The sequence below is a fragment of the Azospirillum thermophilum genome (assembly GCF_003130795.1).
GTDB classification, from domain to species: Bacteria; Pseudomonadota; Alphaproteobacteria; order Azospirillales; family Azospirillaceae; genus Azospirillum; species Azospirillum thermophilum.
The window spans coordinates 369,819-392,608 of the sequence record NZ_CP029352.1; the positions used below are offsets into that span (position 1 = coordinate 369,819).

Genomic DNA, 22,790 nt, shown 5'->3' on the forward strand with positions numbered 1-22,790 from the left:
ACGCATTATGGAGTTCGCCATGCCAGAGCAGGATGCCCATCAGCTCTATGTCGTTGAGGCCGCCCGGCGACGCGTGGTCGTGTCGGCGCGGGATGCCGGCCGGGCTCGCGCCATTGCGGCGGTCATGCTGCTGGGCAGCCCTCATGCTCCTGCGAGGGATTCGCTGGTCGTGCGGGAGCCGGAAGAGGAGGAACGAGAGGCGTTCCGGGCGCGCGAGTTCGGCCCCGGCAGCGAGGTCAGGCTGGGCGCCATCCCGCTGTGAGCGGCGGCGCTGCTCGGTCGGCGGGGCGCCGCGGACGCCCCTCGCCGAAGCAAGCCAGCCCCAGGCACCGGTGGCCCCTTTTCATCCGCGTTGCACGGGCGTCTCGGGGAGCGACGGATCCTCGCCGGCACCGCCTCCGACTCGGCGGGAACACTGCGCGGCGACCCAGGTGGATGGCCCCAGGCTGGTGGTTGAGTTTATCTCACGATCGATCAACCAACAGCAATAGTGCCGATTCGCAGAGGTTGTATGCAAAGCAATTGCGTTAGGTCGACACAAAACAGCCCGTCAGGTTGACTGACGGGCTAGTCCCACAATCCGCTAATGCTGCCTATACCAATATCATCGACTCGTTTTCTTTGTACGACGATTCTGCTGCGGCTTCCTCTTCTGTGGAGGAGGCGCTTCAGGCTGTTGTTTAGCTGAGTCAAACCAATTGAATAGCCCTCTACCCTTGATAAATGCAGGAATTAAGCCCAAGGTTGTCGCTCCAATAAGAGCGCCAGCAAGTGCGTCTTTACCCAGATATGCGCATGCAACTGCCGCAGACACCAAAACAACTAGAGCTAGAAATCCAAAGCACAAACCGAGAAATGAGCTTCTAGTTTCTGCGCGTATTGCTGTTTGTTCCCAGAATATTCGATGCGCTTGCTCCGACTCCGCCATCTGAAGTATCCGATCCGCCGCCCCCGGAAGAACATGGTCGTACTGACTGAACTGCTCTGGCGGGGGCAGTGGGCCTTGGAAGAACTCCTTAGCGACAACTGCCAGAACTTGCTCCGTGGCTTTGGGGAGTTTATCTGGGGGAACGACCCCACCTAGTGCCCTTTCAATTCTCTCCTCAACACGAACCGGCGCGAGGACGTCCGCTTCGGACGCGCTAGGCGCACCATCTCGTTGCGCCGGTTTCACAGTTCCCTCAGTAGATTGCTCAACGATCTCGAATTTCGTCGTACCGGCGGAGTGCATTACGCATCTCCTTGCCGACGGAACGCCAGTCCGCGCCAACCCCTTCCCCTGGATAGCGAGGAGGGTTGAACTGAGGCGCCCCTAGCATGGTAAGTGCACCGATTCCCATCAGGAAGCCTGACCACATCCCACGAGCCGACGGACGAACAAACGCATGAAATTGCACCGATTGCTTCTTGCCGCGCATGTCGCCCTCCCTGGTTTCGCATATGGGCCAATTTTGAGGCCGGATCATATATCAGATTGGTGTGCGATAACGCTAGATCAATTATGCCATGCCTTGTCAACAGCGTCACTCCACAAAGTAGCTCTGTCGAGGCGAATGGCCAGCTCTAAGGCCTATTCACTCGCCCATTCTCCTCAGCCATCCCCGCTTGCTATCGCTCGAGACAGGGCAGATATGTCGTATGGCCCGTCTGTCGCTCCCCCACTGAGCGAGCATCCAAAGAAGCGGGGCATCGCCACGGCGCTGACATCTCACCCTTTGTTAGTCATCTGATTATCTTGGCTGCCCTCCAGTGGTTTCACGATCGAGCATCAGGCGTAGAGCAGCGTCATGATCGCACAGAAAGCCACGCCCTCAACCAGCACGCTCAGCCAGTTTGGTTACTGTCTCACCGCTCCGACCTCCGCCAGCCGGCCGACCGTGCCTCGTCCTCGCTGCAGAACCAGCGCTCCCCCGAGCCGGTGTCGATCTGCGTCTGGTCGTAGAAGCGCCCGCCGGGGACGTGGTAGATGCGCTCCCCCTTGCTGTTGATGTTGCCCTTGATCTGGCAGCCGCTGGACGGCGCTGCTGACGGGGCTGCCGCTGGGGCCGGGCGACTCTGGTTGGCGGCCTGGGGCTTATCGCCGTTCCGCTTCGCCGTGCGCCATTCCCACGGCGGCTGAAAGGTGCCGGCCCAGATGCCGGCACGCGCCGCCCGGGCCGTCGCCTCGGCGCCGACGTAGTCCGTGCTGTACTGGCGGTAGGCCATCGCCCAGCCCTGCGACACCATCCAGGCATTGAGCGACTCGCCTGCGACCGAGCACGCGGCGACGCTCCGGCCGTACCTGTCGGTGTCCTTGACCTCGCAGCTCACCGGCCGCCGGGCGATCCGGTCCGACAGCGCGAGCGCCGCCTGCTGACCGCAGCGCCAGTCCTTGCCGGCGGCGTCCTGGCAGAGCTGCGCAGACTCCGGGGAATCGATCCCGTGCAGGCGAATGCGCTGCCCGTGGACCTCCAGCGTGTCGCCGTCGATGACCGTGGCCGTGCCGGTTAGATCGGCGGCGAAAGCGGGGGTGGCGAGGATCGCGGTGCAAAATGCAGCCGCAATCAATCCAATTTCCCTCATCGCCGATTTCCCCTGCATACTCCAGGATGTTCGCTCACCAGCGAGCGCAACCGGATTATGAAGGCGGTCGAGCGGCGATGTCACTTACCAATACGGTTGACTTCCTCCAACCGACGCGGTAACTATCTCCCCATACCACCTCTTCGGCGGCATCGAGAACCCGACCGAGGTGGTTGGCTCACCCATCCGGAGAGCCTGGCACGCACCCCATCACTTCCACCGCCAGCGCCGAAGTCTGACCATGAACCCGATCAAGATCACGCAGTTCAACTCCTACGAGGTCTGGGCGCTGGGCGGAGGCCGCTTTGCCGTCCGTGACGCCGTGGGCATCCTGGATGTCGAGTTCATCAGCCTCGACCTCGCCACCGGCTACGCGATGGACCTCGCCAGCCCGGACGGCAAGGCGTCGCTCAAGTATTTCCGGGCCTCCTGACCAGGCGGCCCGCGCCACCGGTACCACCACCAACCACCCTGACATCGACCGGCCAGCGCGCCGGAACAGGAGAGCTTTGCCATGAGCAAGATGCCCGACGCCGTCCCGAGCGACACCGCGCGCACCATCCCCTTCACGTTTCACGCCGGGGCGAGGGCGTGACCCGCTTCATTCTCGACCTGCTGGCCCTGGCGCTGATCTGGGGCGTGCTGGCCATCGCCACCATCGCTTTCGGAGGTTGACATGCGTTGGCATGACGCCCCGCCCGTCATCTTGACAGTTGACGGCGACAGGATCGCCAGTTGGCCGCTGCGCTTCTGCGGGATCATGCACCCGGAGGTGCGTCAGACCTCGACGGAGCCGGGCTATCCCCCCGGGTTCGAGGTCTACAGCATCGAAACCAGCTATGACGGAGAGCATTGGCTCTCCCTGCCCGATGCGCTTCTGACGGAGGAGCTCTACGAGGCCTTGGCGCGGATCGGTGTCGATGCCGAGACCGGTGCGCAGGAACGGGAGCGATCGGAGCGCCAGCCGATGCGGGGTGGTGAATGATCCGCCGCGATGACATTCCCGACGACCTCGGGCACACGCTGGCTGTCGTCATGTCCGCCAAACTGGACGCTTACAAAGCGCAGTACCGAGCCATGGTCGCGTCCAGGCTCGTCGAGATCCGTGACGGATACGAGCCGGGCAGCCCAGAGCACAAGGTGCTGGACGCAGTGCTCCGCCGCATCGGTGCCGCACCGCGGAACCCGGAGGCGTGAGCATGCTGGCCGGCAACATCACCCCCTCGCCAGCCCAACTCGCCGTGATCCGCCAGATCGTGGAGTGGTACGGCGAGCGCGGCCATCAAGAGTTCTACCTGGCCGGCTATGCCGGCGTCGGTAAGACGACGATCGCGGCCCTGGCCATCGAGGAAATCAAGCACCGCTACAAGCGCTGCAAGAAGGTCATCACCGGGGCCTACACCGGCAAGGCCGCGCATCGCCTCCGCCAGAAGGGCGCTCCGGACCCCAGCACGATCCACGCCATGATCTACCTGCCGAAGGTTGTCGAGGGCCGGCTGGTCTTTGAATTGGCTGCCGACGGGCCGGCAAGTTCCGCGGACCTCATCGTTCTGGACGAGGTCTCCATGGTCAACCGTGAGCTGGCCGCCGACCTGCGCTCGTTCGGAAAGAAGATCCTTGTCATGGGCGACCCCGGCCAGCTCCCGCCGGTCGCCGGCGCCGGAGCATTCACCAACCGGAATCCTGATGCCTTCCTAACGGAAATCCATCGCCAAGCGGCCGGCAGCCCGATCATCAGGCTCGCCACTGCGGCACGTCTCGGGGAAACGATCCGGCCCGGCGACTACGGCAGCGACGTCCACGTCGCCGTCCTCACGCAGGAGACTCAGCACCAGGTCTATGAGCCCAGGACGCAGGCCATTTGCGGCGTCCACCGCGTCCGCTGGACGATCTGCCAGCGCGCCCGGCGCCGGTTCGGGTTCGAGGGCCCGCTCCCGCTCAAGGGCGAAAAGCTGATCTGCACCAGGAACAACCGGGAGGAAGGACTCTTCAATGGTGCTTTGGGCGTCGCAACCGCCGATGCCGAGCCCGAGGTGCGGCCCTACGTCAACATCCGCGTCCACCTGGAGGACGAGCCCGAACCGCGGAACCCACTGCTGACGCATCCCTGGCAGTTCGCCCAGCACTTCGATGCCAGCACCCGCAAGCCGGAGCGGCTGGAAAAGGGCATCAACGAATTCGACTGGGCCTATGCGATCACCTGCCACAAGGCGCAGGGCTCCGAATGGCCGCATGTCACCATCGTGGACGACAGCGCCGCATTCCGCCGCGCCGGCCAGAACGACGCCCCGAAGTGGCTCTACACGGCGATCACGCGCGCTCAGACCGGGTTGACGCTGCTGTTGCGGGGTGCGTGATGGAGGCTCCCGCCGCCGGCCTGCGCCGCCCCAACACCAGCGGCCCGCGCCCCGTCGCCCGGCTGCCGACACGCCCCGGCGAGACCCGGTATTTCCGCACGCGCCTCGTCAAGGGCGGTCCGTGGGTGCCGGCCAGCGTGTCGCTGATCGACGGCGACCGCGACCCGGTGACCTGGGAGCTGATGTCCGATCAGCAGCTCACCGCCGAGGTCGACGGTCGGCCGGTGCCCTGCGACGGCTGGGAGCCGCGAGGCTGGCCCTGGCACCCTATTGACGAGGCCGAATACCGCCACTTGCGCGACACCGCCGACTGGGCGCGCCGCTATGCCGCGGTCAGTCCGGAGGCTGCGTCTCACCCGCTCGCCAACCCGCGCCAGCCCATAGACCGGGCGGTCGCGCCGATATTCTGAGGCCATTCATGAGCTCCCCCACCACCGGCCACAACGGCGGACCGGATATCGCCGACGTCCTCGCCGTCCTCCGCGCCACCTTGCTGGACCCCGACCAGCCCGGCCGTTCCGGTCTCGTCTCCGACCTGCACGGCCTCCTCCTCGCCGTCGCCACCGCCGACGATCCTGCCCGCGCCGCCGGCCGAGCCAAGCTGGAGGCGGTCATTGCCCGTTGGGACGCCGAGCGGCCGGAGATCACGGACGACGATCAAGCCGCCAAGGCCACGGACTGCGCCGGCCGCGTCGCCGCCGCGCTGAAGGCCGAGGAAGGCGCCCGCACTGCCGCGAAGCGGCCGTACCTCGACGGGCAGAAACGCATCGACGCCGCGTTCAAGGCGCGCTCCGTCGCCCTGGAGGCTGGCCTCGGGGACAACCGCCTCCGCACCGGGCTCCGCGGCCGGCTGATCCGCTGGACCGAACTGCAGCAGCGCCGGCAGGAGGAGGCCAGGCGCAAGGCCGATGAGGAGGCTCGCCGCCTCGCCGCCGAGGCGCAGGCCGCGGAGCAAGCGCTGCGCGAAGCGGCTGAGGCTGCCGCCCAGGGCGCGCCGGTAGACGATGCGCTGATGCAGCAGCAGGCCGCCGAGGCCGCGAAGCTGCGCGAGCAGCAGGCGGCTGTGCAGGCCTCGGCGCCGACCGTCGACGCCGGCCGCATCAGGACCGACTACGGCACTCTCGCCAGGGCGCAGACCCGGTACCGCGTCGAGATCACCGATTCCGCTGCGCTGCCCCGCCAGTACCTCATCCCCGACATCGCCTGCATCAAGGCCGCTCTCGAAGCCGGCCAGGAAATCCCCGGCGCCCGGCTGGTGCCGGAAACCGTGCTGACCGTGCGCTGAACCGCACCACCACACCCCAGAGGCCATCCGATGACCAGCACCGAACTTGTCATTCCCGAACGGCGACAGCTCGCCGATTTCCGACCGCAGGGGCGCTCCCTCCGCATCAAGACCATGCCCCTTCAGCTCCCCGAGATCGGCAAGATCAAGATCGGCCAGAAGGGCGCCGTCCGGCAGAGCCGCAGCGGCACCGAGTTCCAGCCCCCGCAGAAGCTGGATCACTTCCTCGTCACGACGCTGGAGCGCGGCCAGGACAACAACTATCTCCGCGACGAGCGCGTGCACGCACAACTCGGAGACAAGCCGCGCGACCTGCCGGTGCGGCTTGTGTTCGATGACCCGGAGTTGAACTTCCAGAGCCGGCTCGTCGCCTATCAGGGCAAGACGCTGTGGTGCCACGGCGACGGCGTCACCTCCCAGAGGCTCCAGAAGGACGGGACATGGAAGGAGCACAACTGCGCCGCCTGCCCGCTGGCCGACCCCACCTTCCAGGCCATCCCGGAGAACCAGAAGTACCCGAAGTGCAAGATGAACGGCCGTCTCGCCGTCATGCTGGACACCGCCAGCACGGTCGGCGGTGTCCATGTGCTCCGGACGACCAGCTACAATACCATCGTCGGCATCACCTCATCGCTGGCCTTCCTGACCTCCGTCACCGGCGGTCCGCTCGCCGGCATCCCCCTCACGATGTCGATCCGGCCGAAGACCGCGACCGACCCGACCGGCAAGACGCAGACCATCTACGTGGTGTCGCTGGGCTTCGCTGGGGCCATGGAGGAGTTGCAGGCGACGGCCCTGGATATCTCCCTTCGCCGCGAGCGGAACCGGGCGCGGATCGAGCAGGTCGAGCAGGAGGCCAAGCTCATGCTGTCGGCCCCGATCGGCAGCGGTGATGTGCTGGGCGACGATGCCGGCGATGTGGTGGACGAGTTCTATGCGGAGGAGGTACAGCGCGCCGCCGATGCCACCCCTCCGAAGCCGGCCCGCGCCAAGGCCGCCATCGCGACCGACAGACCGGCGCCGGCCGAGGTCATTGACGCGGGCCCGGCGCCGATCGCGCCCGATCCGGTCGCCCCGGAACCGGAGCCCATCGCGGCCGATCCCGCGGCCGATTACGAGCTGGTCGCCGCGGACGGAGAGGTGCGGACCTGGATGCGCGGGCAGGAACAGCATTACGTGACGTCGTTCCTGGCGGAGCTGAGCAATGCTGCCCGCGCCGGCCTCCAGGAGCTCGACGGCCTGTGGGAGAGCAACTCTGCCGGTCTGTCCGCTGCTCCGGAGGGGCTGATCTCCGAGATCCAGGGCGAGTACCGCCGTCTGCGCGGCGAGATCGAGGGGAAGGCCAAGCCCACCCAGACGGCCACTCAGACGGGCGGCCAGCCCCCGGCCGCGATCAAGCAGCCCAAGGCTGCCAGCAACTCCGCTCCGCCGCCCCCGCCGCCTGCGGCCGATGACGACGACCTGTTCTGATCGATCCGGCAGGCGCGTCCCGGCGGCGCGCCTGCCGAAGGAGACCGCCATGACCGACATCTCGCGCACCACTGGCGTCCCGATGCCCAGGGGCAAAGCCATCGCCGCACTCACCGTCGAGCAACTCCGGCGCCCGCGCAATCTCGTCCACCTGCCTCATGGCATCTACGCCCGCGCGGTGCGCCACCGGCTCGACCCGCTCTGGGGTCTTGCCGGCGACGAGCCGGAGCTCTGGGCCGAGCTGGAGAATGAGGTCCGGGATGCTGATCTGACTTGGCACGAGCCGCCGCTGGCCGCGAAGGGCTCGGTCATGAATCTGGAGGACGCGGCGCGACCGCTGATCCGGCATGGCACGAATCTGATGCTGCTGGACCTGATCGACGAGGTCTGGTGGGGCTTTGCGGGGAAGCGCTGCGGCGGATGCGACGAGCCCGTGCGGGATTGCACCCGCAACGATGACGACGAGTGATCCATCATGCACTTCACCATCGACCGCGCCGACCTGCTGATGGCGCTGCGCCGCGGCGGCCAACTCTCCGGCCGCAACAAGACGATCCCCATCCTCGGCTGCGTCGTGCTGCGCGCCGCCGGAAATGGCCTGACCGTCGCCAGCACCGACATGGACCACTGGTCCTCGCTCCAGGTCCCCGCCGCCCTGGCCGCGCCCGGCGACATCGCGGTCAGCGGGCCGCTGCTGACCAAGGCCGTGTCCGAGTTGACCGCCGGTAACATTGAGGTCTGTCTCGACAACGGCATGCTCCGCGTCGGCGCCGGCCGGACCAAGCTGCGCTTCGCGACGCTTGATGTCCGCGACTTCCCCGCTACTGATCCGGTCAAGGGCAGCGCGCTGACGGTCACGGCCGGAGAGTTGCGCAGGATCGCAGAGGTAACGACGTGGGCAGCATCCGCGGAGGAGACGCGCTATTACCTCCGCGTGACCTGCCTGCGGCCCACCGAGGGCAAGCTCTTGGCCTGGGCGACGGACGGACACGCGATGACGCGTACCGGCGTGGCATGCGCCGGCGACGTTCCTGCGCACGATGTGATGCTGCCGACAACGGCGTGGGTTCCGCTGCGCTCGATCCTCGATGGTGTCGGCGACGAGGACGAGGTCACCGTAACGCTCTCCGCCAATGCTGTCGCGTTCAAGGCCGGGCCGGCCCGGTTCCGCTGCAAGCTCGTCAAGGGTAGCTTCCCGCACAACTCGGCCGTCATCGTCGACCATGCCCTGGCCGGCAAGCACGCGACCGAGTTCGACCGGGACGCCATGTTGGCGGCCCTGCGCCGCGTCCGCGTCGCCGCGACGGACAAGATCAACACCACCCGCCTGACGATCGCCCCGGACGGCATTGGCCTGCGCGCGGCCGGCGGGAATGGCGCCGAGGCCGAGGACGCCATCGAGGCCTCGGGCAATGCGGAGATCGTCATCGGCTTCGCCGCGCCCCTCCTGCTCGACGCGCTGGGCTCGATGCCGGTCGGGCGCGTCGCTATGCGGCTCAGCGACCCGACCGGACCCGCGGCGCTTTGGCCGTCGGGAACCGGTCCGGACGAGGCGCCCCAGGTCGCGCTGGTCATGCCGTGCAAGCTGTAGGGGGCGCCAGCAATGAGCGACCCATCCGACCTGCTGACCATCCCCGAGGCCGCCCGGTTCCTTCACCCGGGCGGCGCCGTGAAGCCGGCAACCGTTCGGGCGGCGATTGCCAGCGGCACCTTGCCCGCGAAGCGATTTGGCCGCACGCTCCTCGTCCTCCGAACCGACCTGGAGCGCTACAAGATGACAGGTGATTCATGGCAAAAGCCAACACCGGCCCCAAGCTCGTCCTCTACGGACCGGACGAGCGACATGGGGCCACGCCAAAGCGCGGCTTCAAGCAGTACATCTACTTCATCCGCTGGTACGAGCACGGCGCTAAGCGCGAGCGCTCAACGGGTACTGGCGATGTGCGGGAAGCCCAACAAGCCCTCGCAGCCCTCATCACCGAGCAAGCCCAACCCGTCGATGTCGTCCGCCGAGGTCCTGCGCCTGCCGACCAACTCAGCGTGACGGACATGCTCGGGCTGTACCTGGAGCACCACGCCCCGCACGCGGCCGACCCTGAGCGCATCCGCTACGCGATCCGCAACCTGATCCCGTGGTGGGATGGCGCGACCGTCTCCGGGATAACTGCCGGCGCTTGCCGGCGGTACGCCTCGGAGAGCGGCCGGGCGCCGGGAACCGTCCGTCGCGAGCTGGGCACCTTGGCCGCCGCCATGAACTGGTGCGAGACCGAGGGTTATCTCGCCGGGCACGGGGTGGTGGTTCTGCCGCCCGTTCCGAAGGACGAGCAGGCGTTCCTCACCCGCTCCGATGCGGCCGGGTTGCTGTGGGCCGCGTGGCGGCGCCGGTGGCGGTGGAAGGACGCCGACGGCACGATGCACATGAACCTTCACCTGCCGATGTTCATCCTGATCGGTCTGTATCACGGGGCACGCAAGGAGGCGATTCTGGGGCTGCAGTGGCAGCCGAATACGGACGGCGGTTACGTCGATCTGGATCGCGGATTCATCGACTTCAATCCCATCGGCCGGGTGCAGACCAAGAAGCGTCGGGCTCGCGTGCCTATTGCCCCGCGGCTCCTGCCGTGGCTGCGGATCGCGCGACGGATTACCCGCCAGTACGTGGTGGAGTGCGATGGCAAGCCGGTGGGGGATGTGAAGAAGGGGTTCGCCGCGGCCGCGACGGCGGCGGGGCTTTCCGGCGTCCACCCGCACACGCTGCGCCACACCTGCGTGACGTGGTTGCTGCGGGACGGGCTGGATGTCTGGCAGGTCGGAGGCTTCGTCGGCATGAGCCCGCAGACGGTCCAGCAGGTCTATGGCCACCATGCGCCGGAGTACATGCAGGAGGCCGCGAACGCATCGCGTGGCAGGGATGCGGGGATGAAAGCGGGGATGGAAAGTAAAAGAGCCTAGCCGTTGCAGCGGCTAAGCTCTTGAAGAAACTGGCGGACCCGGCGAGATTCGAACTCACGACCTCTGCCTTCGGAGGGCAGCGCTCTATCCAGCTGAGCTACGGGTCCGGCGTCAGCGGAGGCGCACCATAGCGCAATGCTCCGGGCAGCGCAAACATTCCTTTCAGGAAAAATTGCATCCCCTATTTCGCCGCCAGAAGCTGCCGCGGGGCGCGGTCGGCGCCGCTGGCCAGCGGTATTTTGGGATCGGCGATCCAGGCGGCGATGTCCTCCACCACCAGCGAACCCTTCAGGTCGCGCAGAAGCATGTGGTAGCCGTCGGGATAGACCGCCACGACGTGCCGGCCGCCGGCCTCGAAGTCGGCCAGCGCACGCTCCACCGGTTTGGGCGGCAGCACCTGTTCGCGCGCTCCGTACAGCACCAGCGACGGCACCTCCAGCCTGCCGCAGGCGGGAAGGGCGGCGCTCATCAGGTCCGTCAGTCCTTCCAGCGCATCGACCCGCGAGCCCTTGATCACCAGCGGGTCGCGGCCGAGCGCACGCAGCATCTCGATGTTGTCGGACGGCTGGATGTTCAGCTCGCGCGGCGGGTGGACCACCATGCCGGGGACGAGGTTGTAGGTCACCCACAGCGCCGCCCGCGGAAAGAAGCCCATGGTCTCGCGCCCCCAGACGGCCGGGGCGACCAGGATCGCGCCGTCCACCCGCGGGGCGTCGGGGCGGGTCAGGGCGGTCAGCACCACCGCGCCGCCCATGCTCTCGCCCAGGACATGGACCGGGACCCGCGGATGGCGGGCGCGGACCTGCTCTACAGCCGTCCCGAGGTCGGCCACCAGCGTGTCCGTGCCCGGCCAGATGCCGCGGTCGCGCGTGGCGCCGAAGCCGCGCTGGTCGTAGGCATAGGTGGCGATGCCGTGGCGGGCGAGATTGCGGCCGGCCGTCTCGAAGGCGTTGGAGTAGTCGTTGAAGCCGTGCAGCGCCACGATCACCGCCCGCGGCGCCTCGCCCCCCTCCGGCAGCCAGACGCGCATCGGCAGCTCGAACCCGTCGGCAGCGACCAGCGACTGCGCGGTCAGTCTCGGCTGGGTGACCGGCCGGCCCATCGGCTGGAAGGTGGCGGAACAGGCGCCGAGCAGCAGCCCGAGGCCCAGCACGGCGACCGTCGCGACCCGCCTACGCAGCGTCATTCACGGACCCCGTGCCGCTCTCCCCGGACGGAGGAAGGGTGCCGAGCTCGCCGTGCGCTCCGCCGGTAAGCTGAAGGAAGATGTCCTCCAGGTCCGACTCCTCCGTCGACAGGTCGACGATACCGAGCCCGGCCGCCGACAGTGCCGCCAGGATGGCGTCCACCCGCTGCCGGCTCGGCTGATAGCGCACGATCAGGCGTCGCGGCTCCGCCAGCTCGACGGTGAAGCCTTCCAGCGTGGCCGGCGGCGCCGTCAGGTCGCGGTCGAGCAGGACGGTCAGCGCCTTGGCGTCCACCCGGCGCAGCAGGGTCCGCGTCGGCTCGCAGGCGACCACCTGGCCATGGTTGATGATGGCGATGGTGTCGCACAGCTCCTCCGCCTCCTGGAGGTAGTGCGTGGTCAGCAGCACCGTGGTGCCGCGCCGGTTCAGCTCGCGCACATAATCCCAGAGGTGGCGGCGCAGCTCCACGTCGACGCCGGCCGTCGGCTCGTCCAGCACCAGGACGGGCGGCGAATGCACCATCGCCTTCGCCACCATCAGCCGCCGCTTCATGCCGCCCGAAAGCGACCGGGCATGGGCGTCGGCCTTGTCGAGCAGCCCGACCGCGTCGAGCAGTTCATCCGTGCGGCGGTCGCGCTTGGGCACGCCGTAGAGGCCGGCCTGAAGCTCCAGCATCTCCCGCGGGGTGAAGAAGGGATCCATGTTCAGTTCCTGGGGCACGATGCCGATCGAGGCGCGGGCGGCGCGCGGCGCCTCCTCGGTATCGTGGCCCCAGATCAGGGCGTTGCCGCCGGTCTTGTTGACCAGCCCGGCGAGGATGTTGATCAGCGTCGACTTGCCGGCGCCGTTGGGTCCCAGCAGTCCGAACAGGGAACCGCGCGGGATGGCGAGGTCGATCCCCTTCAGCGCGTGCTTGGGACCGGCCTTGCCGGTCGGGCTGTAGATCTTGGTCAGTCCGCGAAGCTCCACGGCATGGGCCGGGAGGTTGACGGCGGCGGGGGAGGCGGCGTGGGCGGGCATGTCTGTCTAACCAGGGTCTTTCGTGAGCGGGGAGAAAGCGTCCGGTCCCCTCAATCCCGTTGATCCGCGCGGCGCGTTGGGTATCATCCGGCCCGCGCCCGCGTCCCACGCTTGGGGGACAGCTTAACGATGCCGCCAAACCACGGCGTGTGTCAAAAGAGAGGATGACTGCCATGCAGCCGATCGAAACGATTCAGGTGGAAACCCCGACCGTCGGGTGCGACGGGGGTGGCGGCGCGCTGGGCCATCCGCTGGTCTACCTGACGCTCGGCAAGGATGGCCGCGTGGAATGCCCTTACTGCTCGCGCCAGTATGTCCTGAAGGAAGGCGCCAAGACCGGCACTCACGGACACTGACCGTTCCGGGCGCCGTCCGGCCGGGGGCCGGACCGGCCGCCCCCGCCGGCAGGTCGACAGGACAGGCGACGCCGCGGCCCCGACGGGCAAGCGCGTCGCCTATTTTTGTTGGTCATCGGCATTTATTGACCATTTGCCGGTCTGCCGCGCCTGTCTGGCTCCTGTGCGCAAAGCCGTTCGACTACGAGTCTTTTTTTCTTTTGTATACGTTGGTTAAGAGTTGATGCATCCGTGACCACCGGTAACGAAGTCGCCGGGGTGCGCTGTTTTTCGCCGGGACTCCATTACAATCCTGTTATATTTTTCGTGCGCTTGTGCGAAAAGAGATGAGTTGTGCCTTGACGGGGATGCGCCGGCTGGCGTCTACTTTGCTGCAGTGCAGAAAGGCTCATGGTTTGGCGAGTCCTTAGGTTCGGATTGGAAGATGTTGTTTCCTGGCGGTATAGGCTTGGCGTCGGATGAGGCGCGCACCATGAGTCAAGAGACCGAAGAGCAATACCGCAGTATTTTCGAGAACGCGGTCGAGGGCATCTACCAGACGACGACGGATGGCCGCTACCTGCGGGTCAATCCGGCATTGGCGCGGATATACGGGTATGACTCGCCGGACGATCTGATCGACAACCTCACGGATATAGCCGGGCAGCTTTATGTCGACCCCGGCAAGCGCGAGGCCTTCGCCGACCTCATGGCGCGGCAGGATGTGGTGCAGAATTTCGAGGCCCGCGTGTTCCGCCGCGACGGCTCGATCATCTGGATCGCGGAGAATGCCCGCTGCGTGCGCGATGCCGGCGGGCGCATCCGTTACTATGAAGGAACAGTCCAGGACATCACCGAACGCAAGCGGCACGAGGAGAAGATCCGGCTGCTGGCGACCGTCTTCGACAGCGTGGCCGACGGCATCCTCATCGTCGATCCGGAACTGTCGGTGCAGGCGATCAACCCGGCCTACGAGGTGATGACCGGCTTCCAGCGGGACGAACTGATCAACCGGCCGCTGGTGCTCTTCGCGCCCGGGTCGCATGAGCGCTCCTTCGTCGACAACATCTGGATGACCGCGCGCCAGTCCGGCCGCTGGCAAGGCGAGGTGACCAGCTTCCGCCATGCCGGCGACGCCTTCGCCGCAGCCCTGTCGGTGACAGCCGTGCATTCGCCGGCCGGAGTGCTGGAGCATTATGTGCTGACCATCGCGGACATCAGCCAGCGCAAGTTCCAGGAACACCAGATCCGCTATCAGGCGAGCTTCGACCGGCTGACCGACCTGCCCAACCGCTGGCTGGTCTGCGAGCGGCTGGAGGACGCCATCGCCCGCGCCCAGCGCTCCAAGACCAAGGTGGCGGTGGCCTTCCTCGACCTGAACCGCTTCAAGCAGGTGAACGACACGCTGGGCCACCACGCCGGCGACGAGCTGCTGAAGCTGGTGGCGCGCCGCCTGCGCAACTGCACGCGGATGACCGACACGGTGGGGCGTCTGGGTGGCGACGAGTTCCTGATCGTGGCGCCCGATGCCGCCGACCGCTCCGCCGGCGCCCGGCTGGTGGAGAAGATCCTCTATTCGATGGCGGAGCCCTTCGGTGTCCACAACCAGGAGCTGTTCTGCGGGGCGTCCATCGGCCTCGCCTTCTATCCCGACGACGGCGAGACGGCCGACCAGCTCCTGCGCAACGCCGACCTCGCCATGTATCACGCCAAGCGCAGCCCGGAGCGCAAGTACGTCTTCTATGAATCCGGGATGCGCGAGCGGTCGGGCTTCACCCTGGGGCTGGAGAGCGACCTGCGCCGGGCGGCGGCGAGCGGCGACGAGTTCGAGCTGTTCTACCAGCCCAAGATGGACCTGCTGGCCAACCGGGTCATCGGGGCGGAGGCGCTGATCCGCTGGCGCCATCCGGTGCGCGGACTGGTCAGCCCGGCGGAGTTCATCCCGCTGGCCGAGGAGACCGGGCTGATCTGGGAGATCGGCGCCTGGACCCTGCGCGAGGCCTGCCTGCGCCTGTCCGGCTGGCTGCGGCGCGGGCTGCCGGTCGGGTCCGTCTCGGTCAACCTGTCGCCCCGCCAGTTCCAGGACGCCCGGCTGGTCGGCTTCGTCCGCAGCGTGATCGAAGGCACCGGCGTGCCGCCGGAGCGCGTCGAGCTGGAACTCACCGAAGGGGCGATGATCGGCGACATCGAGAAGGCGGTGACGATCCTGAACGAGTTGAAGGACGTCGGCGTCCGCCTGTCGATCGACGATTTCGGCACCGGCTATTCCTCGCTGGCCTATCTGAAGCGCTTCCCCATCGACACGCTGAAGATCGACCGCAGCTTCGTGCGCGACATCGTGAAGTCCAGCACCGACCCGGCCATCGTCGGCACCATCGTCAACCTCGCCGACAGCCTGGGCTTCGACACCATCGCCGAGGGCGTCGAGACGACGGAGCAGGCCGACATGCTGATGCAGCAGCGCTGCACCCGCATCCAGGGCTATCTGATCAGCCGCCCGCTGGACGTCCCGGCCTTCGAGCGGTTCCTGGCGGGGGAATAGGCACGGTCGCAGCACTGTTGCAGTTTTGCGGATAAGCGCCATATCCTGCAGGTATGCAGCAGGAGGGTGCGATCATGGGTGCCGTCGCGCAGCAGGAACAGGCAATCCCCGGCGATACCGTCGCCCGCGGCATGGCCGGCGTTTTCGGCATCCTCAAGGCCTGGGGAGCCAGCAACGAGCAGGCGCGCCGGATCCTGGGGTCGCCGCCGGAGCGGACCTTCTACGCCTGGAAGTCCGGCAAGGTCGGGACCGTTCCGCACGACACGGTACGGCGTCTCGGCTATGTGCTGGGCATCTACAAGTCGCTGCAGATCGTCTATTCCAACCCGCAGCAGGCCGACGGCTGGCCGTCGCGTGAAAACCGGGCCTTCGGTGGCCAGACGCCGCTGGAGCGTATGGCGGCCGGCGATGTCACCGATCTGGCGGCGGTCCATCACTATGTCGATGCCCATCGCGGGGCGTGGTCGTGAGACTCGGCACCGTCTGCTGGCCGTCGGCGACCCGCATCATCGCTTCCCGCTTCCCCCCGATCGACCTGTTCGAGCGGCTGTCGTCCGATCCGCGCGACTGGGAAGCCTTCATCGCCCTGGAGTCGCTGGTCAATCCACGCCTGCGCCAGGAAATCGGCGAGATCTCCCTCGTCCCGCCGGAGGAGCGGGTGGCCGGACCGGGCGCCAGCTATGTCATGGGTGCCTTCACCCACGTCAATCCCAAGGGATCCCGCTTCTCGAATGGCCGTTACGGCGTCTATTACGCCGGGCGGGACTTCCGCACGGCGCTGCGCGAGACGGTCTTCCATTACGAACAGTTCTATGCCGACGCCGATCTCGGCCTGATCCGGTCGGAGACGATGCGGGTTCTGGTCGGGCGCATCGATGCCGCATTCCACGACGTCAGCAGCCTGGAGGAGGCGGAGCGCCTGCGGGTCCTGCACCCGGACGACTATTCCGCCGGACAGGCGTTGGGCGCCGCCCTGCGGGAGGAGGGATCGACCGGCGTCGTCTATCCCAGCGTCCGCGATCCGCAGGGGCTCTGCGTGGGGGTGTTCCGGCCGAAGGCGGTCGGCATTCCGGTCCAGGCGCGGCACCTGGAGTATCACTGGAACGGCGCCCGCATCGACAAGTACTTCGACTACGAGACGAAGGAGTGGACGGCGCTGTGACCGCCCCCTCGGGGTCCAGGCGTCAGCGCCGCCGTCCCGGCCCCGTCTTCTCTCCAGCCTTCGCACCGGTCTTCGGTCCCGTCTTGGGGGCGTCCCTCGGCGGCATGCGGCGGCCCTGGCCGGTCTGCTGGGTGAGGAACTTGCCGCCCTTCGGCGCCGGCTTGCCGCGCGGCGAGGACACCGCCCCAACCGGCTGCCAGGCGGGGACGAGCTGGTGCTCGCCCGGACCGATCAGGTCGCTGCGGCCCATGCGCTTCAGCGCCTCGCGCAGCACCGGCCAGTTCTCGGGGTCGTGGTAGCGCAGGAAGGCCTTGTGCAGCCGGCGCTGCTTCAGCCCCTTGGCCGAGAAGACCTGTTCGGAGCCGACGCGGCGGATCGGGCGCAGCGGGTTGTGGTCGCTGTGGTACATCGCCGTCGCCAGCGCCATCGGCGAGGGCAGGAAGGTCTGCACCTGATCGGCCTTGAAGCCGTTGCGCTTCAGCCAGAGGGCGAGGTTCATCATGTCCTCGTCCGTCGTGCCGGGGTGGGCGGCGATGAAATAGGGGATCAGGTACAGCTTCTTGCCCGCCTCCTTCGCCGCCTTCTCGAACATCTCCTTGAAGGCGTCGTAGGTGCCGATGCCCGGCTTCATCATCTTCGACAGCGGCCCGGCCTCGGTATGCTCGGGGGCGATCTTCAGGTAGCCGCCGACATGGTGGGTCACCAGCTCCTTCACGTATTCCGGGCTGCGCACGGCGAGGTCGTAGCGCAGGCCCGACGCGATGTGGATCTTCTTGACCCCCGGAACGGCGCGCGCCTTGCGGTAGAGCTGGATCAGCGAGGAATGGTCGGTGTTCAGGTTCTTGCAGATGTCCGGATAGACGCAGGACGGCCGCCGGCACAGGGATTCCGTCTTCTTGTCCTTGCAGGCGAGCCGGTACATGTTGGCCGTCGGCCCGCCCATGTCGGAGATGACGCCGGTGAAGCCCTTGGTCTTGTCGCGGATGTGCTCGATCTCGCGCAGGATCGACCTTTCCGACCGGCTCTGGATGATGCGCCCCTCATGCTCGGTGATGGAGCAGAAGGAGCAGCCGCCGAAGCAGCCGCGCATGATGTTGACCGAGAAGCGGATCATCTCCCAAGCCGGGATGCGCGCGTCGCCATAGGCGGGGTGCGGCGCGCGGGCGTAGGGCAGGTCGTATACCTGGTCCATCTCGGTGGTTTCCAGCGGGATGGGCGGCGGGTTCAGCCACAGCTCCTTGTCGCCGTGGCGCTGGACGAGGGCGCGGGCATTGCCGGGGTTGCTCTCCTGGTGCAGCACGCGCGAGGCCTGGGCGTAGAGCAGCTTGTCGGCCGTGACCTGCTCGTAGGAGGGCAGCCGCACCACCGCCTTCTCGATGCCGGCGCGCGGGGAGACGACGGTGGTCTCACCCTCGTCGATGCTGGAATAGTCGACGACCGTCCAGTCCTCCGGCACGGCGTCGCGCACGATGGCGGTGCCGCGGATGTCGGTCATGGCGCGCGGCTTCTCGCCGGCGGCGACCCGGTGGGCGACCTCGACGATGGCGCGCTCGGCATTGCCGTAGCACAGGATGTCGGCCTTGGCGTCGACCAGGATCGACCGGCGGATCTTCTCGCTCCAATGGTCGTACTGGGCGATGCGGCGCAGTGACGCCTCGATGCCGCCCAGCACGATCGGCACGTCCTTGTAGGCCTCGCGGCAGCGGTGCGAGTAGACGATGACCGCCCGGTCCGGCCGCTTCCCGCCTTCGTCGTTGGGGGTGTAGCTGTCGTTGTGGCGCAGGCGGCGGTCGGCCGTATAGCGGTTGACCATGCTGTCCATGTTGCCGCCGGTCACGCCGAAGAACAGCCGCGGCTTGCCCAGAACCTTGAACGGCTCAGCACTGGTCCAGTCCGGCTGGGCGATGATGCCGACGCGGAAGCCCTGCGCCTCCAGCAGGCGGCCGATGATCGCCATGCCGAAGCTGGGATGGTCGATATAGGCGTCGCCGGTGACGACGATGATGTCGCACTGGTCCCAGCCCAGGCGGTCCATCTCCTCCCGCGTCATCGGCAGGAAGGGGGCCGGCTTGGCGCGCACGGCCCGGTCGGGGCGGCGGGCGAACAGGGCGGGGGCTTGGAGCATGACGCTCTCCGGGACAGGCTGAACGACGATGATATGGAGCGGGCGCAGTCATAGCGCGTCCGCGGCGCGAATCCTACCGGCCAAATCGCACCGGGTTAATCGGATATTGCCGTGGCGGCCGCCTTCGACGACCCGAAGCGTCCCATTTGGGGAGGCACCCTCCAAGCGTCCAGAGGGCTTCCCCAAGTGACAGGGAATTTGAATGCCGGAGAAGATTTGTCGGGTGGTCGGAGCGGACCCCGGCAACCTTTGCCGGTAAAGCTCAAGTCGGAAGTAATATCGGCGCCACAGGGGGTAGCCCTTAAAAATATAAAATTCCAGCGCGAAAGTGAGTCGAGGGCAACACCGATGCTGCCTGGATAGAGGGCAAATGCATCGATATTTGTTATTCACTTTTTTGAATTGAGGTGATGGCGATGCGGCAAGACGTATGGCCGGCAGGTGGAGATATGGCAGGCAATCGACAGTCCGATGCGGCTCCGCCACTGGCGGATGACATTCGCGCCATCCTGCGGGAAAGCGCCGCCCTGGCGGTCGACCCGGACAGCGTGTCGGACAGTGACGACCTCTATGCGGCCGGGCTGACCTCCCACGGCTGCGTCAGCCTGATGCTGGCGCTGGAAGAGCGCTTCGACGTCGAGTTCCCGGAACGGCTGCTGCACCGCCGGACCTTCGAGAGCATCTCGGCGATCGGGAGCGCGGTGCGCTCGATCTTCGACGAGGCGGGAAGGAACCCGACATGAGCAGCCTGTCCGCCCTGGCGCGCGAGATCGGGGCCGAGGTCGCGGCCCGCCACGCCGACGCCGTCGACCGCGACGCCCGCTTCCCGCATGAGGCCTTCGAGGCGCTGAAGTCGCAACGGCTGCTGAGCGCCATGGTCCCCGCCGATTTCGGCGGTCCCGGAGCCCCGCTGTTCGACATCGCGGCGGCCTGCCACGCGCTGGCGCGGGCCTGCGGGTCGACCGGCATGGTCTACGCCATGCACCAGATCCAGGTCGCCTGCCTGGTGAACCATGGCCAGTCGAGCCCCTGGCACCGCGCCCAGCTCGAACGCATCGTTGAGGAGCAGCTTCTGCTGGGCTCCGCCACCACCGAGGCCGAGACCGGCGGCGACATCCGCAACAGTGTCTGCGCCGTGGTGCCGGACGGCGAGCGCTTCACCCTGCGCAAGAACGCCTCGGTCGTCTCCTATGGCGACGAGTGCGACATCATCCTGGTGACGGCGCGGCGCAATCCCGAGGCCCCGTCCTCCGATCAGGTCATCGTGCCGCTGACCAAGGAGCAGTACCGGCTGGAGCAGACGCTGGGCTGGGACTCCATGGGCATGCGCGGCACCCGCTCCAACGGCTATGTCCTGGAGGCCTCGGGCGAGCTGGCGCAGATCATGCCGCTGCCCTTCGCCGACATGTCGGCCCAGACCATGCTGCCGACCACCCACATCCTGTGGAGCAGCGTGTGGCTGGGCATCGCCGCCGACGCCGTCAGCCGGGCGCGCGCCTATGTCCGGCAGGAGGCCAAGCGCAAGCCCGGCACCACCCCGGCCTGCGCCACGCGGCTCGCCGAGGCGGTGACCCTGTTGCAGCAGATGAAGGCCAGCGTGCTGACCGCCATCCGCCAGTACGAGCTGGCGGCCGGCTCGCCGGAGCTGCTGAGCTCCCTGTCCTTCGCGACGGCCATGGGCACGCTGAAGATCACCACGTCGGAGCTGGTGCTGCAGGTCATCGACCGCGCGATCCGCACCTGCGGGCTGGCGGGCTACCGCAACGACACCCCCTACAGCCTGGGCCGCCACTGGCGCGACGCCCAGTCCGCCGCGCTGATGATCGGCAACGACCGGATCATCGCGCACACCGCCAACCAGCTCCTCGTCCAGAGGGACGGCTCGGGACCCTTCGAATGACCACCACCGACGTCAAGGACAAGCAAGCCGCCTATCGCGACGAGCTGGTGAAACAGGGTCTGCTGATCCCGACCGGGGTCGACGGGCTCTATGGCCGCAGCGGCGTGTTCGAGGACGTGATCGAGCGGTTCGACGCCCTGATCACCGTCTGGGGCCGCGGCGACGGCGCGGAAGTGATGCGCTTCCCGCCCGCGCTGAACCGCCGTGCCTTCGAGCAGAGTGAGTATCTGAAGAGCTTCCCGCATCTGGCCGGCACCATCCACAGCTTCGCCGGCGACGAGCGGGCCCACCGCACGCTGCTCCGCCGCCTGGAGGAGGGGCAGGACTGGACCGAGGATCAGGTCGCGACCGACGTGGTGATGACGCCGGCCGCCTGCTATCCGGTCTATCCGACCGTGGCGGCGCGCGGTCCCCTGCCCGGCGAGGGGCGGCTGATCGACGTCTTCTCCTACTGCTTCCGGCACGAGCCGTCGCTGGACCCGGCGCGCATGCAGCTCTTCCGCATGCGGGAGTACATCCGCATCGGCACGCCCGACCAGGTGATGGAGTTCCGCGAGCTGTGGATCGAGCGCGGCCGTGACCTGATCGCCTCGCTCGGCCTGCCGGTCGGCATCGACGTCGCCAACGATCCCTTCTTCGGCCGGGCCGGCAAGATGCTGTCGAGCAGCCAGCGCGACCAGAAGCTGAAGTTCGAGCTGCTGATCCCGATCACCAGCGAGGAGTCGCCGACCGCCTGCCTCAGCTTCAACTACCACCAGGAGCATTTCGGCCATCTGTGGGACATCCGCACGGCGGACGGCGAGGTGGCGCATACCGCCTGCGTCGGCTTCGGGATGGAGCGCGTGGCGCTGGCGCTGTTCCGCCATCACGGCTTCGATCCCGCTACCTGGCCGGCGCCGGTGAGGGCCGTGCTGTGGGGGTGACGGCCGGGGGGTGACGGCCGCCGCCGGGCGGGGGTGGACGGAGCTCGACCCCGCCACCCACCGGCCGCATGCCCTGCACGCGCCGGAGCGCAACTGGGCCGAGACCAACTGCTACGTCGACCTGTGGATCGAGGCGGTTCATGCGCTGGGGCTGGAGCCGCTGGCCATGCTGCCCTTCACTGTCGCGCAGGACTTCGAGGGCGACCAGTTCACCTTCTTCAAGGTGCCGCTGGAGGATCTCGAGGCGCTCTACGGCTTCGCGGTCCAGGAACTGGCGATCTACGACACGGTGGAAGCCCATGTCGTGGAGCAGCTGTCGCGCGGTCGGCTGGTGCTGGTGGAGGTCGACGGCTTTCACCTGCCCGACACCCGCGGCACCTCCTACGGCACGACCCATGTGAAGACGACGGTGGGCATCACCCGCCTCGACCCGGCGGCGCGGCGGATGGACTATTTCCACAACGCCGGCTTCTATCGCCTGGAGGGGGAGGATTACGAGGGGCTGTTCGCCAAGGCGGCCGGTCCGCTCTTCCCCTACGTGGAGTTCGTCAAGCGCCTGTCGCCGCCGCTGGAAGGGGCGGCGCTGCGCGACCGTTCGCTGGCGCTGCTGCGGCACCACCTTGTCCGGCGGCCGCAGCGCAACCCGATCGGCGCCTTCCGGGAGGATCTGCCCCGCCACCTGGACGCGCTGGCCAGCCGGCCGATGGAGTACTTTCACCTCCATGCCTTCAACGTCCTGCGGCAGCTGGGCGCCAACTTCGACCTGCTGGGCAGCTACGCCGCCTGGATCGACGGCCCGGCGGAGGTGGTCGAGGCCTGCGGCACCATCGGCTCGACCGCCAAGGTACTGCAGTTCCAGTTCGCCCGGGCCGTCGCGAAGCGGCGCTTCGCCGACTATGGCGAGCTGCTGGGGCGCATGGAAGCCGCCTACGACACGGCGGTCGGCGGGCTCGCCCGCTGTTACGGCTGA

The 22,790-nt window shown here is 67.5% G+C and carries 25 protein-coding genes, 1 tRNA gene and 1 pseudogene; 20 read left to right on the forward strand and 7 right to left on the reverse strand.

The features are described 5' to 3' along the window. Window positions 1-19 precede the first annotated feature (19 nt). Window positions 20-262: a hypothetical protein gene (locus DEW08_RS01620; RefSeq protein ID WP_245986065.1), complete on the forward strand. Its 243-nt coding sequence runs from the start codon at window positions 20-22 to the stop codon at window positions 260-262. Window positions 263-604: 342 nt separating this feature from the next. On the opposite strand, the gene DEW08_RS33660 is transcribed toward DEW08_RS01620, so the two are convergent. The 3 genes from DEW08_RS33660 to DEW08_RS01630 all read right to left on the reverse strand — a co-directional run bounded on the left by DEW08_RS33660 (window position 605) and on the right by DEW08_RS01630 (window position 2,562). Continuing rightward, window positions 605-1,231 carry a DUF2335 domain-containing protein gene (locus DEW08_RS33660; protein ID WP_109323894.1) on the reverse strand — a complete coding sequence of 209 codons (627 nt, stop codon included), beginning with the start codon at window positions 1,229-1,231 and terminating at the stop codon, window positions 605-607. After that, on the reverse strand, window positions 1,194-1,418 hold the full coding sequence (locus tag DEW08_RS30965; RefSeq protein WP_168220209.1) for a hypothetical protein: 225 nt from the start codon (window positions 1,416-1,418) through the stop codon (window positions 1,194-1,196). The genes DEW08_RS33660 and DEW08_RS30965 overlap by 38 nt, the downstream gene beginning before the upstream one ends. 427 nt (window positions 1,419-1,845) lie before the next feature. After that, window positions 1,846-2,562 (reverse strand): thermonuclease family protein, encoded by a 717-nt coding sequence (locus DEW08_RS01630; RefSeq protein ID WP_109323913.1) that lies wholly within the window; start codon window positions 2,560-2,562, stop codon window positions 1,846-1,848. 241 nt (window positions 2,563-2,803) lie between these two features. Here DEW08_RS01630 and DEW08_RS01635 point away from each other — a divergent pair, with 241 nt between their 5' ends. From DEW08_RS01635 to DEW08_RS01685, 11 genes and pseudogenes are all read left to right on the forward strand, one after another. Next, window positions 2,804-2,995, forward strand: coding sequence for a hypothetical protein (locus DEW08_RS01635; protein WP_109323914.1), 192 nt, complete (start codon window positions 2,804-2,806; stop codon window positions 2,993-2,995). Between the two features lie 243 nt (window positions 2,996-3,238). Beyond that, window positions 3,239-3,547, forward strand: a complete 309-nt coding sequence (locus tag DEW08_RS01640) for a hypothetical protein (protein WP_109323915.1) — start codon at window positions 3,239-3,241, stop codon at window positions 3,545-3,547. Further along, complete coding sequence (locus DEW08_RS01645) at window positions 3,544-3,759, forward strand: hypothetical protein (protein WP_109323916.1); 216 nt, start codon at window positions 3,544-3,546, stop codon at window positions 3,757-3,759. Before DEW08_RS01640 ends, DEW08_RS01645 begins: the two co-directional genes overlap by 4 nt. A 2-nt stretch (window positions 3,760-3,761) precedes the next feature. Next, entirely contained in the window at window positions 3,762-4,919 is a 1,158-nt protein-coding gene (locus tag DEW08_RS01650) for an ATP-dependent DNA helicase (RefSeq protein WP_109323917.1), read from the forward strand. Beyond that, on the forward strand, window positions 4,919-5,329 hold the full coding sequence (locus DEW08_RS01655; RefSeq protein WP_109323924.1) for a hypothetical protein: 411 nt from the start codon (window positions 4,919-4,921) through the stop codon (window positions 5,327-5,329). The genes DEW08_RS01650 and DEW08_RS01655 overlap by 1 nt, the downstream gene beginning before the upstream one ends. A gap of 8 nt (window positions 5,330-5,337) precedes the next feature. Continuing rightward, window positions 5,338-6,204 (forward strand): siphovirus Gp157 family protein, encoded by an 867-nt coding sequence (locus DEW08_RS33050; protein ID WP_109323926.1) that lies wholly within the window; start codon window positions 5,338-5,340, stop codon window positions 6,202-6,204. Window positions 6,205-6,234: 30 nt separating this feature from the next. Further along, on the forward strand, window positions 6,235-7,674 hold the full coding sequence (locus DEW08_RS01665; RefSeq protein WP_109323927.1) for a recombination directionality factor: 1,440 nt from the start codon (window positions 6,235-6,237) through the stop codon (window positions 7,672-7,674). 49 nt (window positions 7,675-7,723) lie between these two features. Next, window positions 7,724-8,143 (forward strand): hypothetical protein, encoded by a 420-nt coding sequence (locus DEW08_RS01670; protein ID WP_109323931.1) that lies wholly within the window; start codon window positions 7,724-7,726, stop codon window positions 8,141-8,143. A 6-nt stretch (window positions 8,144-8,149) separates the two neighbouring features. Next, entirely contained in the window at window positions 8,150-9,265 is a 1,116-nt protein-coding gene (locus DEW08_RS01675; RefSeq protein ID WP_109323941.1) for a DNA polymerase III subunit beta, read from the forward strand. Between the two features lie 12 nt (window positions 9,266-9,277). Continuing rightward, window positions 9,278-9,388: pseudogene (locus tag DEW08_RS33665) on the forward strand (hypothetical protein); the annotation flags it as partial. Between the two features lie 74 nt (window positions 9,389-9,462). Further along, complete coding sequence (locus DEW08_RS01685) at window positions 9,463-10,626, forward strand: tyrosine-type recombinase/integrase (RefSeq protein ID WP_109323942.1); 1,164 nt, start codon at window positions 9,463-9,465, stop codon at window positions 10,624-10,626. A 30-nt stretch (window positions 10,627-10,656) separates the two neighbouring features. Here the strand turns inward: DEW08_RS01685 and DEW08_RS01690 are convergent. From DEW08_RS01690 to DEW08_RS01700, 3 genes are all read right to left on the reverse strand, one after another. Next, window positions 10,657-10,733, reverse strand: a tRNA-Arg gene (locus tag DEW08_RS01690). Between the two features lie 74 nt (window positions 10,734-10,807). Further along, window positions 10,808-11,812, reverse strand: a complete 1,005-nt coding sequence (locus DEW08_RS01695; RefSeq protein ID WP_245986067.1) for an alpha/beta hydrolase — start codon at window positions 11,810-11,812, stop codon at window positions 10,808-10,810. After that, window positions 11,799-12,833, reverse strand: coding sequence for an ABC transporter ATP-binding protein (locus tag DEW08_RS01700; RefSeq protein ID WP_109323943.1), 1,035 nt, complete (start codon window positions 12,831-12,833; stop codon window positions 11,799-11,801). The genes DEW08_RS01695 and DEW08_RS01700 overlap by 14 nt, the downstream gene beginning before the upstream one ends. Window positions 12,834-12,997: 164 nt before the next feature. Here DEW08_RS01700 and DEW08_RS01705 point away from each other — a divergent pair, with 164 nt between their 5' ends. The 4 genes from DEW08_RS01705 to DEW08_RS01720 all read left to right on the forward strand — a co-directional run bounded on the left by DEW08_RS01705 (window position 12,998) and on the right by DEW08_RS01720 (window position 16,872). After that, window positions 12,998-13,189 carry a zinc-finger domain-containing protein gene (locus DEW08_RS01705; RefSeq protein WP_425429088.1) on the forward strand — a complete coding sequence of 64 codons (192 nt, stop codon included), beginning with the start codon at window positions 12,998-13,000 and terminating at the stop codon, window positions 13,187-13,189. Window positions 13,190-13,661: 472 nt separating this feature from the next. Continuing rightward, window positions 13,662-15,710 (forward strand): putative bifunctional diguanylate cyclase/phosphodiesterase, encoded by a 2,049-nt coding sequence (locus tag DEW08_RS01710; protein WP_109323946.1) that lies wholly within the window; start codon window positions 13,662-13,664, stop codon window positions 15,708-15,710. A gap of 74 nt (window positions 15,711-15,784) precedes the next feature. Continuing rightward, on the forward strand, window positions 15,785-16,180 hold the full coding sequence (locus DEW08_RS01715) for an MbcA/ParS/Xre antitoxin family protein (protein WP_109325233.1): 396 nt from the start codon (window positions 15,785-15,787) through the stop codon (window positions 16,178-16,180). Continuing rightward, on the forward strand, window positions 16,177-16,872 hold the full coding sequence (locus DEW08_RS01720) for an RES family NAD+ phosphorylase (RefSeq protein ID WP_245986069.1): 696 nt from the start codon (window positions 16,177-16,179) through the stop codon (window positions 16,870-16,872). The genes DEW08_RS01715 and DEW08_RS01720 overlap by 4 nt, the downstream gene beginning before the upstream one ends. Before the next feature lie 22 nt (window positions 16,873-16,894). On the opposite strand, the gene DEW08_RS01725 is transcribed toward DEW08_RS01720, so the two are convergent. After that, the gene (locus tag DEW08_RS01725; RefSeq protein WP_109323952.1) at window positions 16,895-18,997 is read right to left on the reverse strand and encodes a YgiQ family radical SAM protein; all 2,103 of its coding nucleotides are present in this window, start codon (window positions 18,995-18,997) and stop codon (window positions 16,895-16,897) included. A gap of 449 nt (window positions 18,998-19,446) precedes the next feature. Here DEW08_RS01725 and DEW08_RS01730 point away from each other — a divergent pair, with 449 nt between their 5' ends. From DEW08_RS01730 to DEW08_RS01745, 4 genes are read left to right on the forward strand one after another with little or no spacing between them, the layout of a single operon-like run. Next, on the forward strand, window positions 19,447-19,740 hold the full coding sequence (locus tag DEW08_RS01730; protein ID WP_168220231.1) for an acyl carrier protein: 294 nt from the start codon (window positions 19,447-19,449) through the stop codon (window positions 19,738-19,740). Continuing rightward, complete coding sequence (locus tag DEW08_RS01735) at window positions 19,737-20,897, forward strand: acyl-CoA dehydrogenase family protein (protein ID WP_109323953.1); 1,161 nt, start codon at window positions 19,737-19,739, stop codon at window positions 20,895-20,897. The genes DEW08_RS01730 and DEW08_RS01735 overlap by 4 nt, the downstream gene beginning before the upstream one ends. Next, on the forward strand, window positions 20,894-21,820 hold the full coding sequence (locus DEW08_RS01740) for an amino acid--[acyl-carrier-protein] ligase (RefSeq protein WP_109323955.1): 927 nt from the start codon (window positions 20,894-20,896) through the stop codon (window positions 21,818-21,820). Before DEW08_RS01735 ends, DEW08_RS01740 begins: the two co-directional genes overlap by 4 nt. A gap of 10 nt (window positions 21,821-21,830) precedes the next feature. After that, a complete protein-coding gene (locus tag DEW08_RS01745) occupies window positions 21,831-22,790 on the forward strand; it encodes a DUF1839 family protein (protein ID WP_109323972.1) in 960 nt (319 codons plus the stop codon).

Excerpts from the sequence above, each read along its gene's own strand:
- DEW08_RS01705 (WP_425429088.1), top strand. The coding sequence starts at position 12,998 with ATGACTGCCATGCAGCCGATCGAAACGATTCAGGTGGAAACCCCGACC.
- DEW08_RS01670 (WP_109323931.1), top strand. The coding sequence starts at position 7,724 with ATGACCGACATCTCGCGCACCACTGGCGTCCCGATGCCCAGGGGCAAA.
- DEW08_RS01675 (WP_109323941.1), top strand. The coding sequence starts at position 8,150 with ATGCACTTCACCATCGACCGCGCCGACCTGCTGATGGCGCTGCGCCGC.
- DEW08_RS01640 (WP_109323915.1), top strand. The coding sequence starts at position 3,239 with ATGCGTTGGCATGACGCCCCGCCCGTCATCTTGACAGTTGACGGCGAC.
- DEW08_RS01730 (WP_168220231.1), top strand. The coding sequence starts at position 19,447 with ATGGCAGGCAATCGACAGTCCGATGCGGCTCCGCCACTGGCGGATGAC.
- DEW08_RS01620 (WP_245986065.1), top strand. The coding sequence starts at position 20 with ATGCCAGAGCAGGATGCCCATCAGCTCTATGTCGTTGAGGCCGCCCGG.
- DEW08_RS01630 (WP_109323913.1), bottom strand. The coding sequence starts at position 2,562 with ATGAGGGAAATTGGATTGATTGCGGCTGCATTTTGCACCGCGATCCTC.
- DEW08_RS30965 (WP_168220209.1), bottom strand. The coding sequence starts at position 1,418 with ATGCGCGGCAAGAAGCAATCGGTGCAATTTCATGCGTTTGTTCGTCCG.
- DEW08_RS01735 (WP_109323953.1), top strand. The coding sequence starts at position 19,737 with ATGAGCAGCCTGTCCGCCCTGGCGCGCGAGATCGGGGCCGAGGTCGCG.
- DEW08_RS01645 (WP_109323916.1), top strand. The coding sequence starts at position 3,544 with ATGATCCGCCGCGATGACATTCCCGACGACCTCGGGCACACGCTGGCT.
- DEW08_RS01650 (WP_109323917.1), top strand. The coding sequence starts at position 3,762 with ATGCTGGCCGGCAACATCACCCCCTCGCCAGCCCAACTCGCCGTGATC.
- DEW08_RS01685 (WP_109323942.1), top strand. The coding sequence starts at position 9,463 with ATGGCAAAAGCCAACACCGGCCCCAAGCTCGTCCTCTACGGACCGGAC.
- DEW08_RS01635 (WP_109323914.1), top strand. The coding sequence starts at position 2,804 with ATGAACCCGATCAAGATCACGCAGTTCAACTCCTACGAGGTCTGGGCG.
- DEW08_RS01695 (WP_245986067.1), bottom strand. The coding sequence starts at position 11,812 with ATGACGCTGCGTAGGCGGGTCGCGACGGTCGCCGTGCTGGGCCTCGGG.
- DEW08_RS01700 (WP_109323943.1), bottom strand. The coding sequence starts at position 12,833 with ATGCCCGCCCACGCCGCCTCCCCCGCCGCCGTCAACCTCCCGGCCCAT.
- DEW08_RS01665 (WP_109323927.1), top strand. The coding sequence starts at position 6,235 with ATGACCAGCACCGAACTTGTCATTCCCGAACGGCGACAGCTCGCCGAT.
- DEW08_RS01740 (WP_109323955.1), top strand. The coding sequence starts at position 20,894 with ATGACCACCACCGACGTCAAGGACAAGCAAGCCGCCTATCGCGACGAG.
- DEW08_RS33660 (WP_109323894.1), bottom strand. The coding sequence starts at position 1,231 with ATGCACTCCGCCGGTACGACGAAATTCGAGATCGTTGAGCAATCTACT.
- DEW08_RS01710 (WP_109323946.1), top strand. The coding sequence starts at position 13,662 with ATGAGTCAAGAGACCGAAGAGCAATACCGCAGTATTTTCGAGAACGCG.
- DEW08_RS33050 (WP_109323926.1), top strand. The coding sequence starts at position 5,338 with ATGAGCTCCCCCACCACCGGCCACAACGGCGGACCGGATATCGCCGAC.
- DEW08_RS01655 (WP_109323924.1), top strand. The coding sequence starts at position 4,919 with ATGGAGGCTCCCGCCGCCGGCCTGCGCCGCCCCAACACCAGCGGCCCG.
- DEW08_RS01725 (WP_109323952.1), bottom strand. The coding sequence starts at position 18,997 with ATGCTCCAAGCCCCCGCCCTGTTCGCCCGCCGCCCCGACCGGGCCGTG.
- DEW08_RS01715 (WP_109325233.1), top strand. The coding sequence starts at position 15,785 with ATGGGTGCCGTCGCGCAGCAGGAACAGGCAATCCCCGGCGATACCGTC.